Source organism: Brachybacterium sp. J153, assembly GCF_036311905.1.
In the GTDB taxonomy this organism is placed as follows: Bacteria; Actinomycetota; Actinomycetes; order Actinomycetales; family Dermabacteraceae; genus Brachybacterium.
Genome location: NZ_JAZDCH010000028.1, coordinates 21,974 through 38,010 on the forward strand (window position 1 = coordinate 21,974; position 16,037 = coordinate 38,010).

General features: G+C 74.9%; 16 protein-coding genes. 11 read left to right on the plus strand and 5 right to left on the minus strand.

The window, feature by feature from the left end; all coding sequences use genetic code 11:
• Positions 1–168 precede the first annotated feature (168 nt).
• Together V1258_RS13895 and V1258_RS13900 are read left to right on the plus strand one after the other, a co-directional pair.
• The gene (locus V1258_RS13895; protein ID WP_329750248.1) at positions 169–1,323 is read left to right on the plus strand and encodes a DUF1611 domain-containing protein; all 1,155 of its coding nucleotides are present in this window, start codon (positions 169–171) and stop codon (positions 1,321–1,323) included.
• A complete protein-coding gene (locus V1258_RS13900) occupies positions 1,313–3,049 on the plus strand; it encodes an ABC transporter transmembrane domain-containing protein (RefSeq protein ID WP_329750249.1) in 1,737 nt (578 codons plus the stop codon). Before V1258_RS13895 ends, V1258_RS13900 begins: the two co-directional genes overlap by 11 nt.
• Before the next feature lie 30 nt (positions 3,050–3,079).
• On the opposite strand, the gene V1258_RS13905 is transcribed toward V1258_RS13900, so the two are convergent.
• A complete protein-coding gene (locus V1258_RS13905) occupies positions 3,080–3,865 on the minus strand; it encodes a ferritin-like domain-containing protein (RefSeq protein WP_329750250.1) in 786 nt (261 codons plus the stop codon).
• Between the two features lies 1 nt (position 3,866).
• Complete coding sequence (locus V1258_RS13910) at positions 3,867–4,808, minus strand: hypothetical protein (RefSeq protein ID WP_329750251.1); 942 nt, start codon at positions 4,806–4,808, stop codon at positions 3,867–3,869.
• Between the two features lie 125 nt (positions 4,809–4,933).
• Here V1258_RS13910 and V1258_RS13915 point away from each other — a divergent pair, with 125 nt between their 5' ends.
• Genes V1258_RS13915 through V1258_RS13930 form a run of 4 tightly spaced genes read left to right on the plus strand, consistent with a single transcriptional unit; the run spans position 4,934 to position 8,504 of the window.
• On the plus strand, positions 4,934–6,718 hold the full coding sequence (locus V1258_RS13915; protein WP_329750252.1) for a hypothetical protein: 1,785 nt from the start codon (positions 4,934–4,936) through the stop codon (positions 6,716–6,718).
• A 44-nt stretch (positions 6,719–6,762) separates the two neighbouring features.
• A complete protein-coding gene (locus V1258_RS13920; protein WP_329750253.1) occupies positions 6,763–7,275 on the plus strand; it encodes a hypothetical protein in 513 nt (170 codons plus the stop codon).
• 40 nt (positions 7,276–7,315) lie between these two features.
• Positions 7,316–8,116: a DUF4097 family beta strand repeat-containing protein gene (locus tag V1258_RS13925; RefSeq protein ID WP_329750254.1), complete on the plus strand. Its 801-nt coding sequence runs from the start codon at positions 7,316–7,318 to the stop codon at positions 8,114–8,116.
• 40 nt (positions 8,117–8,156) lie between these two features.
• The gene (locus tag V1258_RS13930; RefSeq protein WP_329750255.1) at positions 8,157–8,504 is read left to right on the plus strand and encodes a GNAT family N-acetyltransferase; all 348 of its coding nucleotides are present in this window, start codon (positions 8,157–8,159) and stop codon (positions 8,502–8,504) included.
• Between the two features lie 13 nt (positions 8,505–8,517).
• Here V1258_RS13930 and V1258_RS13935 read toward each other — a convergent pair whose 3' ends face one another.
• The 3 genes from V1258_RS13935 to V1258_RS13945 are packed head-to-tail and all read right to left on the minus strand — an operon-like array spanning position 8,518 to position 11,229.
• The gene (locus tag V1258_RS13935) at positions 8,518–9,795 is read right to left on the minus strand and encodes a carbohydrate-binding domain-containing protein (protein ID WP_329750256.1); all 1,278 of its coding nucleotides are present in this window, start codon (positions 9,793–9,795) and stop codon (positions 8,518–8,520) included.
• A 28-nt stretch (positions 9,796–9,823) separates the two neighbouring features.
• Complete coding sequence (locus V1258_RS13940) at positions 9,824–10,594, minus strand: polyphosphate polymerase domain-containing protein (protein WP_329750257.1); 771 nt, start codon at positions 10,592–10,594, stop codon at positions 9,824–9,826.
• Positions 10,591–11,229 carry a DUF4956 domain-containing protein gene (locus V1258_RS13945; RefSeq protein ID WP_329750258.1) on the minus strand — a complete coding sequence of 213 codons (639 nt, stop codon included), beginning with the start codon at positions 11,227–11,229 and terminating at the stop codon, positions 10,591–10,593. Before V1258_RS13945 ends, V1258_RS13940 begins: the two co-directional genes overlap by 4 nt.
• Positions 11,230–11,365: 136 nt before the next feature.
• Here V1258_RS13945 and V1258_RS13950 point away from each other — a divergent pair, with 136 nt between their 5' ends.
• The 5 genes from V1258_RS13950 to V1258_RS13970 all read left to right on the plus strand — a co-directional run bounded on the left by V1258_RS13950 (position 11,366) and on the right by V1258_RS13970 (position 16,037).
• On the plus strand, positions 11,366–11,875 hold the full coding sequence (locus V1258_RS13950; protein WP_329750259.1) for a mycothiol transferase: 510 nt from the start codon (positions 11,366–11,368) through the stop codon (positions 11,873–11,875).
• Between the two features lie 57 nt (positions 11,876–11,932).
• A complete protein-coding gene (gene dnaB / locus V1258_RS13955) occupies positions 11,933–13,309 on the plus strand; it encodes a replicative DNA helicase (RefSeq protein WP_329745640.1) in 1,377 nt (458 codons plus the stop codon).
• A gap of 72 nt (positions 13,310–13,381) precedes the next feature.
• The gene (locus V1258_RS13960; RefSeq protein WP_329750260.1) at positions 13,382–14,671 is read left to right on the plus strand and encodes an MFS transporter; all 1,290 of its coding nucleotides are present in this window, start codon (positions 13,382–13,384) and stop codon (positions 14,669–14,671) included.
• Between the two features lie 8 nt (positions 14,672–14,679).
• On the plus strand, positions 14,680–15,495 hold the full coding sequence (locus V1258_RS13965) for an alpha/beta hydrolase (protein WP_329750261.1): 816 nt from the start codon (positions 14,680–14,682) through the stop codon (positions 15,493–15,495).
• The gene (locus tag V1258_RS13970; RefSeq protein WP_329750262.1) at positions 15,492–16,037 is read left to right on the plus strand and encodes a hypothetical protein; all 546 of its coding nucleotides are present in this window, start codon (positions 15,492–15,494) and stop codon (positions 16,035–16,037) included. Before V1258_RS13965 ends, V1258_RS13970 begins: the two co-directional genes overlap by 4 nt.

A 16,037-nucleotide genomic window follows, 5' to 3' on the forward strand; every position in this document is an offset into this window, starting at 1 on the left:
CGCCGTAACGCGTGGCCGGGGCGGGAACCGCGCGGAGTCGGGCGGCGGCGGGCGGGGAAGTGGGCGGGAAGCGCGCCTGAGAGGCCTCTCATCCGCGCTTCATCGGCGGTTCATCGCCGCCCGCTTCACTGCTCATGTCCGTTCCCCAGACCTCCCCAGGAGCACGCCATGACCCTCCTCGAGCACACCACCGCCCAGACCCCTTCCCCGGTCGAGACCGTCGTCTCCGCCCCGGAGCTGCGGGCTCGTCTGGAGCGGGCCAAGCACGCCTTCTCGACCCGCGCCGTCGCCTCGCACGTGCGCTCCGCGGAGGGGCTGCACCTGCTCACCGGTGACCACGTGCCGCAGGCCGGCGAGGTGGTCCTCGCCCGGGTCACCTCCCTCGGCCACCACAAGCGGATCGAGACGCCGGCCTCCCGGCGCGCGGTGCTCTTCGAGGGCGACGAGATCGTCGTCGCCTACGGCAGCCGCTACGCCGCCGACCAGTTCCTGGCGCTCGTCCCCGGCGATCTCGGCCCCGCGCATCTCGCGGCCGCGGGCGGCCTCGCCTCCCGCGTCGTCGAGCAGCACGCGAAGATCGGCGCGGCCACCGAGATCGAGCCGGTCGGCGTGCTCGCCGACGCCGACGGGCCGATCACCCTCGCCCGGGTCTCCGCCCACCGTCCCGTCCGCCAGGTGACCGACCGCGTCGACCGCCCCGCGCACCACGTGCCCGTGCTCGCCGTGCTCGGCACCTCGATGAACTCCGGCAAGTCGACGGTGCTGGCCGAGCTGGCCCACGGCCTCGCCGCCGCGGGCCTGCGGGTCGCCGCCGCGAAGGCCACCGGCACCGGCGCGGGCAACGACTACAACCTCTTCCTCGACGCCGGGGCGCACCGTGTCCTGGACTTCACCGACTTCGGTTACCCCTCGACCTTCGACGTCCCCTTCGACGAGGTGCGCGACCTGGTGTTCTCCCTCGCCGACGAGCTCGCGGGCGGGGCCGAGCGCCCCGACGTGGTGCTCCTCGAGATCGCCGACGGCCTGTACCAGGGCGAGACCTCCCGCCTCCTCGCCGATCCCGAGATGGACCGGGTCGTCGACGGCATCGTGTTCGCTGCGGGGGACGCCCTGGGCGCCGTCGGCGGGGCCTCCGTCCTCTCCTCGCTGGGCCGCACCCCCGTCGCCGTCTCGGGCGTCGTGACCAGCTCGCCGCTCGCGACGGCCGAGGCCCGCCGCGCCCTCGACGTGCCCGTGACGGCGACCTTCGACCTGGGCCGCGCCGACGTGGCCCGGGCCCTGCTCGCCGACGTGCTGGAGGGAGCCGGTGCCCGTGCGTCGTGACCGCGAACGGACGCCCGAGCGGCTCCCCAACGGCCTGCTGCGCCACGCCCCGCCGCTGCCCCCGCTGCTGCGCGGGGCGCGACGGCGCTGGCTCGCGGTGCTGGTCCTGCTGGGCCTCGGGCAGGCGGCCCTGGGGGCGACGAGCGCCTGGGCGCTGGTGCGGATGCAGGCGGCCCCCGTCGGCGGCTCCCCGCTGCTGCTGCGCGCCCTGCTGCTGCTCGTGGCCGTCGCCCTCGCCGTCGGCGCGCTCAAGGTGCACGAGCGGGTGGTGGCCGAGAAGCTGGGTCAGGACTACGTCCACCAGCTGCGGCTGACCCTGGTCGGCGACGCGCTCACGCCGGGCCATTCCACGTCGCTCGGCGTGACCGTCGCCCGCACCACCAACGACCTCTCGGGCGTCCGCAACTGGGTGTCCCAGGGCATCGCGCCGCTGGTCGTGGCTGTCCCGCTGATCTGTGGCGGCCTCGCCACCCTCGCGGTGCTGCACCCGGCGCTGGCCCTCGCCATGGGCCTGCCGCTGGCGGTCCTCGGCGTGCTGATGCTGCCGTGGGCGCGCACCGCCCTGATCAAGACCCGGCAGATGCGCCGCACCCGCGGGAAGCTCGCGACCCGCATCGCCGACACCGTCACCGCCTCCGACGGGATCCTCGCCGCGGGCGGGACCAAGCGCGAGCTGCGCAACCTGCGGGAGGCCTCCGGGGACCTGGTGGAGATCGCGGTGGACCGCGCCGAGACCGTCGGCACCATCCGTGCGGGCGGCATCGTCGCCTCCACCCTGACCACCCTGCTGGTCGCCGCGACCGGCACCTATCTCGGCCTTGCGCCGGGGGTGACGATGGCGGCGATGGCCGTGGCCGGTCTCGCCTCCACCCCGGTGCTCGAGCTGGGCCGCATCGTCGAGTACCGCCAGACCTACCGGGCGGCGCGCATGGTGCTGGGCCCCGCGCTCGCCGGAGCGCAGGCGCGACGCGAGCGGGCCGAGCGCCGCCGTCGGGCCTCCGCGGAGCTCCCGGCCCCCCGCCCGGGCGCGGACGGCGAGGTGCTGGTCCACCTCGAGCTGCCCGGCCTGACCGCGCCGGGAGAGCCGCTGCGCGCCCGCTCCCGCGACCGGATCCGCCTGGTCTCCGAGGACCCGGACTCCCCGCACGAGCTCGTGCGGCGCCTGTTCGAGCTGTCCCCAGGACCGGACTCCGACGAGCCCGACGCCGTGTGGGTCGGCGGCGAGAACCTGCGCCAGGTCTCCGCCAAGCGGGCCCGGGTGCTGGTGGGCGGCGCGAGCTCCGGCACCGTCTTCGAGCGGGGCACGGTGCGCCGGGCCCTGCACTACCGTCGGCCCGACCTCGACGCCGCCCACGACCGCGAGGTCCTCGCGCTCGTCGGGCTGGACCCAGGCACACTGCCCGAGGGGATGCGGACCAAGCTGCGCAGCGGCGGCGAGCCGCTGGGCCGCGCGGACCGCGCCCGGCTCGCGCTCGCCCGCGCCGTCTACGGGGCGCCGCCGCTGCTCGTGATCGACGGCCTCGAGGGCGATCTCGACGACGCCGGGCGGGCCATGCTCGAGCGGGTCCTGGCCGACTACCCGGGCGCGGTGGTGATGGTGTCCTCGCAAGCCCTCGCCGCGCGGCTGGGTGCCCGCGAGCACCGGCTGCCCCGCCTGGACGCCTCCGCGCGGCAGCCCGTCGGCGTCGGCGGCCGCACTGCGGTCGACGAGGACGGGGACGAGTGACGGGCCGCGCCGCGGAAGGGCGCGGCCCCCTCAGGCGATGCCGAGTCGCGCGAAGGCATTCCGGAAGATGGTCAGCCCCTCGAGCCCGGGAAGCTTCTGCACCCGCTTGTCGAGCTTGTCCAGTTCCCCGGACTGACCGGCGAAGAGGTGGCTCATGACGTGCTTGACCTCGGACTCGTCCATCATGCCGCTGCCCACGGGGCGCCACACCTTCGAGAGCACCAGGCGCACCAGGCGCTGCGCCCCCGTCGAGGCCTCGAGCTTCTCCCGCCCCTGCGTGGTGTAGAAGGCGACGTGACGCGTCTCCTGCTGGGCGATGCGCTGCAGCAGCGGGGAGAGCGCCGGGTGATCGGTGAGGGCGGAGAGCCGACGGTAGGCGGCGACCGCGGAGAGCTCGTTGGCGGCGCCCCACACCATGTGCACGGCCACGAAGTCGGTGCCCACGAGGTTGCTCAGCGCCGACTGCTTGAGCGGCTCGATCGCGCCCTGCCAGCCGAGCTTGACCCGCTTGGCCTTCAGCTCGTCGTAGTCCACGACGATGCCGTGCCGGGCGAGGACCGCGGCGAGCGCCTCGCCGTGCCAGAACTCCTCGCGGTTCCACATGGTCATGAAGCCGCCGGCGGACTCCTCGCGGTGCGAGGGGGTCACCAGCAGGTCGCGCAGGAAGCACGAGGTATGGAACTCGACATCGCACATGTAGCGCAGGGAGCGGAGGGTCTGCGCGTCCAGCGGCTGGGAGTCGAAGGTGTCGAAGTCGAGGTCCTCGTACTTCACGGGGACGGAGGTCTCGGCGAACTGGTCCAGGTCGAAGGCCATGTCACTCTCCGGGTCGGGGCAGGTCGCGGAGCCGAGGATCCGGCAGGTCGGGGCCCGGCAGGAGACGGGTGATCTCCCGTCGGGCGGTGCGCAGGGCGGCGCGATCTCGGACATCGGCGCCGATCACGGCGACCGCGGCCGCGAGATCCCGGTCGACGATGCCGCCGCCGTCGAGCGGCGAGTCGAGGGAGAGCACGAGACGGGCCACGGCGGCCTCGCGCCGGGAGCGGAGCACGCGGGTGCGGGCCTCGGCGGTGAAGAAGGCGACGGACTCCTCGTGCCGGTCGGCGACGGTGGTGACGACGCGCAGCGCCTCGCCGCCGAGCCGGCGGGCGACGGCGCGCAGGGCCACCTGCAGCGAGGCCTCCTGGATCGCGAGCCGGGCCATGTGGCCGGCGGGCACCTCCTCGGCGGCCAGCGCCGTCCACAGCGGGCCGAGCAGCGGCTGCACCCGGTCCACGTGGATCCTGCGCAGCACGTGCAGCGGCCGACGGGAGTGGTGCTCCTCCGGGTCCGCGCCGGGGCGACCGCTCGCGGGGGCGCGTACGTCGGCCTCGAGCAGATCGCGCAGCGCCCTCGCCTGCCAGAAGCGGTCGACCATCCAGGTGGCGAGGAAGGCGGTGATGCGGGCCTCACGGGCGGTCGCGGTCGCGAGCATCGCCCGCGACTCGGCGAGGGCGGAGGCCTCGAGGCGCTGCAGCACCCCGAGCGCGGTGCGCACCTCCGCCGGCAGGGCCGGGGCCGCGGCGATCGCCGCGGCGTCCACCGGGAGTCGCTCGGTGCCGCGGCGGGTGAAGGCATCGACGTCGAAACCGGTGCGCACCACCGGGACGATCGATGCATCGAGGTGGAGGTGGCCAGCGCGGATCTCGGGGGAGGAGTCGCCGAAGGGAGCCGCCTCCTGAGGGGGCCGGCCCGACCACAGGGTCGATCCGAGGGTCACTGCGCGCCTTTCACGGCCCGGGGGACGATGCCGGTGCCGCGCCCAGTGTACGGAGCCCGAGTCACCGGGAGCTGACAGGAATCCGGCCACCGGATGTCCAGCGGGTGCTTGGTAGGTTGCCCTTCGTGAATCTCTCGGACGCCGCCTCGCTCCCGGCAGGGGGCGGGGAGCGGGACGAGCCGCCGACGCTGGACGCGCTGCGCCTCGCGCTGCGGCCGCCGTCGCTGCCGCTGCCGAGCCCCGACGGGGTGCTCGGCGCGGCCTCGCGCGCCCACGACCTGCTGCACGCCGAGCGGCGCGAGGAGGCGGAGGCGCTGATCGAGCGCTTCCGCCGGCGCTCGGCCCCGCCCGAGACCCGGCTCCTGCTCCTGCGGGTATCGCTGCGTGCGGCGCACCTCGCCGGCTCCGCGGAGCGCGCGCGGCAGGACGCCGCGGAGATCGTCTCCCTGCTGCGCCGCAGCGGCCGCCCCGCCCAGGCCGCGGCGACGGTCGAGGTGCTGCTCGAGCGGGGACCGGCCCGCACTGATGCCCGCTCCGCTCCTGCCACTGGCTCTGCCCCGGCGGCGGGGCGTCACCGCGGCGAGCGGGCCGAGATTCCCGCGCCGGTGCTCGCGGTGGTCCGCGGCCTCGAGCTGACCTCTCTCGCTCCGCAGGGCCTGCCGGAGGGCGGCGACCCCCGTCGTGCCCTCGCCCGCCTCCGCGCCGCCCTGCGCGCCCTGCCCGCGGCGCGCGATCAGCTGCTCGGCGATCCCGAGCCCGAGCTCCGCCTCCGCCTCGCGCAGACCCTCGCCGGCGCGGGCGACCACCGGGCCGCGACGACCGAGGCGCTGGACCTGCTCGAGCTGCTCGAGGCGGGGCCGACGGGGGAAGAGCCCGGGGGTGCGGCCCCGGATCCGCTGCGGATCGTGCCCTCCGCGCACGCCGTGCTCGCCCGCACCCTCGGCACCGAGCGCCCGCTGCTCGCCGCCGGGCACTCCCTCAGCGCGCTGCGGCTGATGGAGGAGGTCGACGACCCGCCGCTGCGCATCGGGCTGATCACCGACCTGCTGGTCGCCCTGATGGCGGCGGGCGCGACGGCGCAGGCCTCCTTCACGGCGGGACGCCTTGCCTCGCTGCAACGGACCCTCCCCTCCGACGCCCTGCGCACCGGACCGCTGCTCGCGGTCGCGGCCCAGCGTGTGCAGGCAGAGCGCTACGACGCGGCGCGGGTGCCGCTCGATCAGGCCCGCCGCATCGCCCGCGAGCGCCGCGACCACCGCGCCGCGCTCGAGGTGGCGCGGCTCGCGGCGAGCATCCACGAGCGCACCGGCGAGCATGCGGCATCCCTGCGGGAACTGCGGCGCCTCGCGTCCGAGGCGCGCTGGTTGGCCGACGACCTGGGCACCCCCGCCGCGGAGCGCGTCCCGCTGCTGGAGACGGAGCTGTCCGCCAACGCCCTCGCCCTGCGCCGCGCCCTCGACCTCGGCGATCTGACCCAGGTCGAGATCGCGGCCGCGGGCGTGCTGCGCCGCGCCCGGGAGGGCGGGGGCGGCCATCTGCTGCGCCCCGAGCTCCTCTGGGACCACGTGGTCGATGCCCGGGTGGGACTCTTCCTCGCCACCGGTCACGCCCTCGCGGAGACCGGACCGGAGGGGGACGCCGCCGACGCCACCGCCTACGAGGAGCGCCGGCAGGAGGCGCTGCGGGCCCTGGACGCGATGCCGGCGGGGCACGACGCCCGGGCCCGGTACTGGGGCGCGTACCTCGAGGACCGTCACGCCCACCTGCTCGCCGAGCGCGGCGAGGCGGGGCGCGCCCGACGGGCGGCGCGGCGCGCCCGCGACGGCTGGGCGCATCTCGGGCGCGACGAGGACGTGGCCCGCCTCGAGCAGCTCCTCGCGGCCCTCGGCCCGGAGGACCCTGCCCACTGAGCCCGACCCTTGACGTGGTGCCACGATGGCGTCACGATGGGGTCATGGAACTCCGCGCGCTCACCCGCACCGTCCAGGACCAGCTCACCGCGGCCGCCGCCGTCGGCGACGAGCCCACTCGCCGCGCCGCCGAGCTGCTCGCCGTCTCCGTCGAGCCCGCGCTGCGGCTAGCCCTGCAGGACGCCCTCTCCCAGCTCGCCGGGGAGATCTCCGCGGAGATCGCCCCCGGCCGCGTGGACCTCGCCCTCCGCGGCGGCGAGCTCGACGTGCAAGTCCATGCCCCGGAGCCGCCGTCGGCCCCCGTGCCCCCCGTCCCGCCGGCCCCGCCCGTGCCCCCCGCGCCCCCGGAGACCGACGGCGCCACCGCCCGGGTCGCCTTCCGCCCGCCCCAGCACCTCAAGGACCGGCTCGAGCAGGCCGCCGCGGCGGAGGGGCTGAGCCTGAACACCTTCCTCGTGCGGGCCCTCACCGCCCATCTCGACGGAGGCGGCACCTCCGGCACGACCGGCCCGTCCGTCCCCCGCAGCCACGGCCGCACCAGCGGCTGGTTCCTCTGAGCACCGCGCCCTCGTCGCCCCAGCAGATCGGACCCCCGCCATGACCAGCCCCCTCGTCCATGAGTTCCCCGTCGACGGCCCGATCGACGTCACCGTCCAGAACCTCCGCGGCACCCTCGTCCTGCGCGCCGAGCACGGCACCGTCGCGCGGGTCGAGCTGACCCCGCACGGCGAGGCCGCCCGCGCCCTCGCCGAGCGGATGCGGATCCGCTGCGAGGACGGCCGGCTGCGCGTCGACGCCCCGGCCGACGAGGCCCGCAGCCTCGGCGGCGGTCTCAGCGGCCTGTTCCGCCCGGCCGGCGAGGACGGTGCCCCTCTCTCCGACCGGATCGCCGAGTCCGTGCGCTCGATGGTCCGCTCCGCCGAGGGGCTCACCGGCCAGCTCGACGTCACCGTCGTGGTCCCCGCCGGATCCCGCGCCGTGCTCGACGACGGCGCGGGCGAGATCGCGGTGCACGGGGTGCTCGGCCGCCTCGAGGCCCGCACCGGTGCGGGGGACATCCGCGTCGAGCGGGGCGCCGAGGAACGAACCCGGCTGAGCAGTGGCACCGGCGATCTGCAGGTGGGCGAGCTCGCGGGCGAGGCCTCCCTCAGCACCGGCGCGGGCGACGTCCGCGTGCGCCGCGCCGTCCAGGGCCGCCTCAACGCCCGCAGCGGCCTCGGCGACGTGGAGATCTCCGTCGCCCCCGGCACCGCGGCGCGGCTCGACCTCGCCACCGGCTTCGGGGAGCGGGACGTGCGCCTGACCCCCGTGGAGGGCGCGGGCGACGCCGAGCGCACCCTCGAGGTCGAGGCCCGCACCGGCAAGGGGGACGTGCGCGTGATGCGCGCCGAGGGGTGACCCCCGTACCGTGGAGGCAGCGGCCGGAAGGAGCCCCGCCATGACCACGGACCCCGCCGAGAGCCTCGAGGACCCCGAGACCCACACCCATGACCCCCGCGCCCGGATCGGGGTGCGGGACAACGCCATGGCCAGCCGCTATGAGGCGATCCGTGAGGATCAGACCGTCGGCATCATGATCTACGAGCGGCGCCGCCGGCGGATCGAGCTGGTACACACCGTCACCGACCCCGCGCACCGCGGGGAGGGCGTCGCCTCCGTGCTGGTGCGGACCGCGCTCGCCGAGGCGCGCGCGGGCCGCCTGTCCGTCGTCGTGATCTGCCCCTTCGTGGAGAGCTGGCTGCAGCGTCACCCGGAGCAGGCCGCCGGGGTGGTCATCCCCGACTGACTGACCTGGCTGGTCAGCCGCGGGGCCCGCCGCCCATCCCGCCGCCCATGCCGCCCGCGGACAGCTCCTCGGCGGAGGTGACCTCCGTACCGTTGGCGGTGAGGGTCGTGCCGTCGAGGGTCACGTCCCCGTTCGCGTCCACGGCCGAGTCGCCGCCGTTGTCCGCGCTGGTGATCGTCACCTCGCCGCCGGTCAGCGAGATCGAGCCGTTCGAGTCGAGGCCGTCGAAATCGGCGTCGACGGTGACGGTGCCGCCGGTGATCGACAGCGACGAGCCGTCGTCCGCCTCGCGGCTCTGATCGACGCCGGCGCCGTTCCCATCCGTCGAGTCCGCGCTGTCCGCGGCGGTCGCGTTCAGGCCGTCGTCGGAGGCGGTGATGTCGAGCGTCCCGCCGCTGATCAGGATGTCCTGCGCCTCGACGCCCTCGACGGACTGCGCGATGGTGACCGCTCCGTCGAGGATCTCCACGGCCTGCTCCGCATCGATGCCATCGTCGCCGGCGTCGATCGTGAGGGTGCCCGCGGTGATCAGCACCCAGCCGCGGTCGGCGTCCTCGGCATTGTCGGACTTCACGGCGTCGCCGCCGCTGGTCAGGTCGAGGCTGCCGCCGGAGATGGTCACGTAGTCCTTGCCGCGCACCGCGTCGTCGACCGCGGTCACGGTCAGGTCCCCGGAGAGGATCGCGAGGCCGTCCGAGGACGAGATGCCGTCGTTGGTGCTGCCGGTGACGGTCAGCGCGCCCGGGCCGGCGATCGTGAGGTCCGAGGCGGAGGCGATCGCCGCGACGGGGGTCGAGTCATCGGTGACCTCGTATCCGGAGCCGTCGGCGACGCTGTTCGAGCTCCCCTCCTCGAGGTAGAGGGTGACCTCGTCGGCGCTGGTCACGGCGATACCGGGACCGGTGCTCGAGGTGATGGAGGCGCCGTCGAGGATGATCGTGACGGTCTCGTCGTCGCCGGCCGCGATGATCAGCTGGCCGTCGGTGAGCGTGCCCGAGACGCGGTAGACGCCGCCCTCGGTGATCGTCACGGTCTCGTCGGACAGCGTGATCGTCTGCTCCTCGGAGGCGTCCCAGGTGAGGTCGTCCTCGTCGACATGGGTGTCGAGGCTCGTGAGGTCGGCAGCTGCGGTCGCGGTGGTCGTCCCGGTGGTCGAGGTCGTGCTGTCGGTGGTGCCGGTGACGGCGGTCGCGGCGCCGCAGGCGGCGAGGGCGAGGGTCGCCGCACCCGCAGCGAGGGCCGCGCTCAGGCGGCGCAGGGAACGGCGTCGGGGAGTGGCGGTGGAGGTCATGGCGGGGTCCTTTCGGGTGGGACGGATCTCAGGCGGCCGGGTGGAGCCGGCCGGTGGTGCGGTGCCAGCGGTTCGCGGGCAGTGCGGGGTCGAGCAGGGCGAGGCCGGTCGCGAACTTGGACAGGCGCTGAGGGCGGTGGCCGCGGCGCCACAGGGCGCGGTCGAGGCTCGAGGGGCGGGTGCCCGCCTTGGTCTCCACGACCACCTGGTCGGTGAGGTGGCGCGTCTGCCCCTCGGGGCCGGTCCACACGAGGTGCTCGTCGAGGGTGAGGCGCGCGTCCTCCGCCTCCAGCAGCACGGTCGCGCGGTCGTAGGTGGTGGTGAGCACGGGGCGCAGCGGGCCGACGGGGACCGGGCAGTCCGCTGCGGCGAGCAGGTGGCGCACCTCGTCGAGGGCAGGGCCGTCCAGCGGATCGGTGAGCGGGTCCGCATCGTCCCGGCCGGGGTCGAGGGCGATCCGCACCTTGGCGGACTCGCCGCGGCCGGTGCGGGTCTTCACCTCGAGGAAGGACGCTCCGGAGTCCACGTAGACCCGGCGGCGCACCTTCCAGCGGCGCCGCCGGCCGGTGGCCGCGGCCCGGTAGGAGGCGAGGTCGACGGTGTCGTAGTAGAGGGACAGGTAGGCCTGGCGGCGGCGGCCGTCGATCTCGAGGGCCCGCAGGGCGGCGGGGGAGGCGGCGAGCAGCTCCTCGACCTCCTCACGGGGCACGAGGTACTTGCGGTCGGTGCGGGTCAGGAGGGCGGCGCGCTCGGTGATCTCCTCGAGGAACACAGCGGGCAGGGCGTCGAGGGCGCTCATCGGCTCATCGCCTCCGCCGGGCTGCCCTGCACGGAGATCTCGGCCGCGGTGCGCACGATCGGGGCCGCCTCGAGCGGTGCGGTCCGGCGCCCCCGGCGGACCCGGTAGCGGACGTCGACCACGGTCGTGTCGGACACGGTGTCCAGGCGCTGCACGCTGAGCGCGGTGACGTCGGCGGCGAGCATCTCCTCGAGATGGGCGCGGAGCGTCGGCTCGTCGGCGATCGCCCGGTCCACGACCACCACCTGACGGCGGTGGGCTCCCAGCAGCGCGGGGTGGTCGACGATCGCCATGGTCGCCACGATCAGAACCATGAAGCCGATCGCGAGGGCGCTCGGGGCGGTGGAGAGCCCGGCGACCAGGCCCAGGGCGAGCACCGCGAAGTAGTAGGCGATCTCGTGCTGGGCCAGCTCGTCCGAGCGCAGGCGGATGATCGAGAGGACCCCGAAGAGGCCCAGGCCCAGGCCCGCGGAGACCGCGGAGCCGGCGAGCAGCGCGGCGACGGCGAGCACGCCCACGTTGATGCCGAGGAAGGCGACGACGAGGTCGCGGCGGCGGTGGCGCGGCCAGTACACGCCGAAGGTCAGGGCGAGGACGGCGGCGAGGTCGAGGGCGTACAGGAGATAGACGGACATGGGGTGCTCCTCGGGGGTGGGTGATGATGTGAGCAACCCTCCGGCCCGCACCTATGCATCGCCTATGTCCGTCCTGTCGTCGATGTATGTGAGGTGAACGGCAGGTGATGCCCGGGAGAGGGGCTAGCCTGCGGGGATGGACGCCCTCGATCTGCTCCGCGACCTCGCAGCCCGACCCCGCCACGCCGCCTCCGCCCTCGCCGACCAGCTGGACCCGGCGACGCTGAACGCCCACCCGGGGGACCATCCGAACTCCGCCGCGTGGCTGATCTGGCACACCGGGCGGGAGATCGACGCGCAGCTCGCCGCCCTCACCGGCGCGGACGAGGTGTGGGAGAGCGGCGGGTTCGCGGAGCGGACCGGGCTCGGGACCCTCGGGGCCGGCATCGGCTACGGCCACAGCGATGCCGAGGCGCGCCGCATCCGCGTGGACGGCGCCGGGCCGCTGCTCGACTACCTCACCGCGTGCTTCGACGCCGTCGACTCAGCGCTCGCCGGCCTCGCGCCCGAGGCGCTGGACGAGATCGTCGACGACCGGTGGGAGCCGCCCGTCACCCGCGGGGCGCGCCTGGTGAGCATCCTCGACGACGCCATCCAGCACCTCGCCCAGGCCGCCTACCTGCTGGGGATGCCGGAGCTGCGCTGAGTCCACAGCGGGGTCACCGTGTCCCCGACCGTCGGCGGGGCTTCCTACACTGGTCCGGTGACCTCCACCGAAGCCTTCGAAGCCGGATCCGACCGCGGTCTGGAGCGCACCCCGCCGCAGGACCTCGCCGCGGAGCGGGGCGTGCTCGGCGGCATGATGCTCTCCAAGGATGCGATCGCCGACGTGGTCGAGACCGTGCGCGGCAACGACTTCTACCGACCCGCGCACGAGATGATCTACGAGGCGATCATCGACCTCTACGGCCGCGGCGAGCCGGCGGACCTGGTGACCGTCTCCGACGAGCTCTCCAAGCGCGGCGAGCTGCAGCGCGTGGGCGGCGGCGCCTATCTCGCCGACCTCATCGACATGGTTCCCACCGCGGCGAACGCCGGTTTCTACGCCGAGATCGTCGTCGAGCGGGCGACGCTGCGGCGCCTCGTCGAGGCGGGCACCCGCATCGTCCAGCTCGGCTATGCGGCCGACGGCGGCGAGGTCGACGAAGTCATCAACGAGGCCCAGGCCCAGGTGTACGCGGTCACCGAGCGCGGCTCCTCGGAGGACTTCGTGGCCCTCGGCGAGGTGATCGACGAGACCCTCAACCAGATCGAGGCGACCCAGAACCGCGGCGGCCAGGTCACGGGTGTCCCCACCGGTTTCGCCCAGTTCGACGAGCTCACCCAGGGCCTTCACTCGGGGCAGATGATCATCTTCGCCGGCCGTCCCGCGATGGGCAAGACGACCCTCGGCATGGACGTGCTGCGCTCCGCCTCCATCCACAACGGCATGGCCTCGGTGATCTTCTCCCTGGAGATGGACAAGACCGAGATCACGATGCGCCTCCTCTCCGCGGAGTCGCAGGTGCCGATGCACCGCATGCGCGACGGCTCGATGGACGACCGCGACTGGCAGGCGATGGCCCGCGCGATGGGCCGCATCGCCGACGCCCCGCTGTTCATGGATGACTCGGCGAACATGTCGCTCATGGAGATCCGCGCGAAGTGCCGCCGGCTCAAGCAGAAGCACGACCTCAAGCTCGTGGTCATCGACTACCTGCAGCTGATGAGCTCGGGCAAGAAGGTCGAGTCCCGCCAGCAGGAGGTCTCCGAGTTCTCGCGCGCCCTCAAGCTCCTCGCGAAGGAGATCGAGGTCCCCGTTATTGCGATCTCGCAGCTGAACCGTGGCAGCGAGCAGCGCCAGGACAAGACCCCGATGATGTCCGATCTACGCGAATCGGGCTCGATCGAGCAGGACGCGGACCTCATCGTGCTGATCCATCGCGAGGACTACTACGAGAAGGAGTCCGCGCGCGCCGGCGAGGCGGACCTCATCGTCGCCAAGCACCGCAACGGCGCGACCGCGACCGTCCCCGTCTCCTTCGAGGGCCAGTACTCGCGCTTCCGCGACATGGCCGGCACCGGCGGCTTCAGCGGCTGAGGCCGGGGCGAGATCGGCGTCAGCGGGCGGGACGGGCTGGCCGTCCGCGGCGCGGAGGCGTAGAAGGGACGGGTGAGCCCTCCTCCCTCCCGGCCCGACGCCCCCGTCGCGGCGCCCGAGCCCGCCGCCTCCCCGACCGCTCCCGCCCGGGCGGCCGCCGTCGGCGGAGGACTGGCGATCCTCGCGGTGCTGGTGCTGGCCGTGAACCTGCGCCCCGGCGCGACGAGCGTCGGCCCGCTCATGGAGCAGGTCGTCGGCGCGTACGGGCAGGGCGCGGCGGCCGCCGGCCTGCTCGCCGCGCTGCCCTGCCTCGCCTTCGGCGTGCTCGGCATCGCCGCGGTCCCGATCTCCCGCCGGCTGGGCCTCACCGGCACCGTCCTCGCCTCGTTCGTGCTCGTGGGCATCGGCCTGCTGCTGCGGCCGACGGTCGACTCCTTCGCCCTCTTCCTCGGCCTCTCCGTCCTCGCCCTGCTCGGTCCCGCGCTCGGGAACGTGCTGGTCCCGGCGTGGATCAAGCTCCACGGCGGGCGGCGGGTCGTCCCGCTGATGACGCTCTACTCGGTGGTGCTCGCCGTCGGCGGCACGGCCGGGGCCGGCCTGGCCGTCCCGCTCGCAGGAGAGGGGGCCGACGGCTGGCGGGTCTCCCTGCAGACCTGGGGGATGCTCGCCGCGATCCCGGTCGTGGTGTGGGCGCTCGTGCTGCGCCGCACCGGCCACGACTTCCCGCCCGCGCCGCCGGAGGGCGCGCTGCGCGGTTCCCTGCTGCGCTCCCGCACCGCGATCGCGCTCGCGATCATGTTCGGCCTGCAGGCCACGAACGCGTACACCCAGTTCGGGATGCTCCCGCAGATCCTCACGTCGAACGGGGTGAGCCCGGGCCGCGCCGGTCTCACCGTCGCCGTGATCTCTGCATGGGGCATCCTCGGCGGTCTGCTCATGCCCGGCGTGATCGCCCGCGCGAAGGGCGTGCCGTGGATCGTCGGCGCGTTCGGCGCGCTCACCGCCGCCGGCTACCTCGGCCTGTGGCTGCTGCCGGGCGTCGACCCGCTCGTCTGGGCGTGCGTGCTCGGGATCGGCGGGTTCGCCTTCCCCACCGCGATCGCCCTGATCCCCGCCCGCTCCCGCTCGCCGCTGGTCACCGCGCGGCTCTCCGGCATGGTGCAGCCGCTCGGCTACATTCTCGCCGCGATCGGCCCGCTCGTCGCGGGCGCCCTGCTGGATGCGACCGGCTCGGTCCCCGTCGTGCTCGGGCTCCTCACCGCGACCGGCCTCTGCCTGGGCCTCGCCGGCTTCCGGGCGGCCCTCCCGCGGATGGTCGACGACGAGATCGTCCCGCCCGCCCCCGCCCGGGCCGTGGGATGATGCGGGCCATGAGCTTCCTGCGCGCGCTGAGCGTCCTGGCCTCCCAGCGCCCGACCCGTCCGCCGCGGGCCGTGGCCTCCCCGGATCGCGTGACCCGGCACCGGTACGAGTCGGTGCCGGTCACCTGGATCGACGAGCACCTCGCGGAGCGCGGGGTCCTCGTGCACCTGCACGGCGGAGCCTTCGTGCTCGGGGAGTCCCGCGAGCACTGGGAGTGGCTCGAGGAGGTGGGGCGCCGTGCGGGCGCCGCGGTCGCGATGGTCCACTACCGACTCGCCCCCCGTTTCCCCTACCCCGCCGCGATCGACGACGTGCTGCACGCGCTCGACGGGCTCGGCGCGGCCGCGCGCCTCCGTCCCGGTCGCTGGGTCCTCTCGGGCGACAGCTCCGGTGGCGGCCTCGCGCTCGCGATCGCCCAGTCCCTCGCCGCTCAGGGCGGCGACGAGCCCGCCCTGCTGCTGCTCGAGTCGCCCTGGGTCGACCTCGCCGCGCATCTGGACGACGAGACCGACCTCGGCACGGCGGTCCGTCTCTACGCGGGTGCCGTCCCCGTCGACTCCCCGCGGCTCAGCCCCCTGCAGGGCGAGCTCGCGGGACTCCCGCCCGTGCACCTGGTCACCGGTGGGCAGGATCGCGAGCTGGGCGGGGAGTCGCGCGAGCTCGCGGCCCGGCTGCGCGGCGCGGGGGTCCCGCTCGAGGAGATGGTGCTGCCCGGCGAGGGACACCTCCCCGCGATCTCCGGGCGCGGGCCGGCCTCCCAGGAGGCCCGCCGGTCCCAGATCGAGGCGGTGCGCCGCGCGCTGACCGCGCCCGCTGTGGCATGAGCGCGCGTCCCGTGCTGTGGGACGGGCGTTCCGCGGCCCGCGCCGAGGCCCGTCGGTTGCTGTCCCACGCCCCGGTCGACGGGGCGCTGCGCCTCATCATCCAGCAGCTGCGCCTGCAGGAGCAGGGGTCGGAGGTCGGCCGTCACGAGCTGATCGACCTTGTCCTCGACGTCGGCGGGAACCTGGTGGCGCTCCACGTCCGCGACATGCTGCGCGAGGGCACCGCGGGACCGGCCGGGCTCGACGCGATGCTCGACGTGCTCCGGGCCGACGTCACCGCGGATCTCGGGGCGGAGCCCGACAGCCTCGAGCTGGTGGTGGACGCCGACGGTGAGGTCCGCGTGCTGGTGGTGCTCGCGTGCGAGGTGACGCCTGCGGAGATCGAGGCGGATCCGCGCCATCCCGCCCTGCACGGCGGGGCCTACCACATCGCGCAGGACGCCCCCGGCCTCGAGGACCTCCGCGACCGGCGCGCCGCCCCGCGGCAGGGAGTGCTGGCCCGCCTGGTCGACACGGTCCGGGAGCGGCTGGGCGGCGGCTGA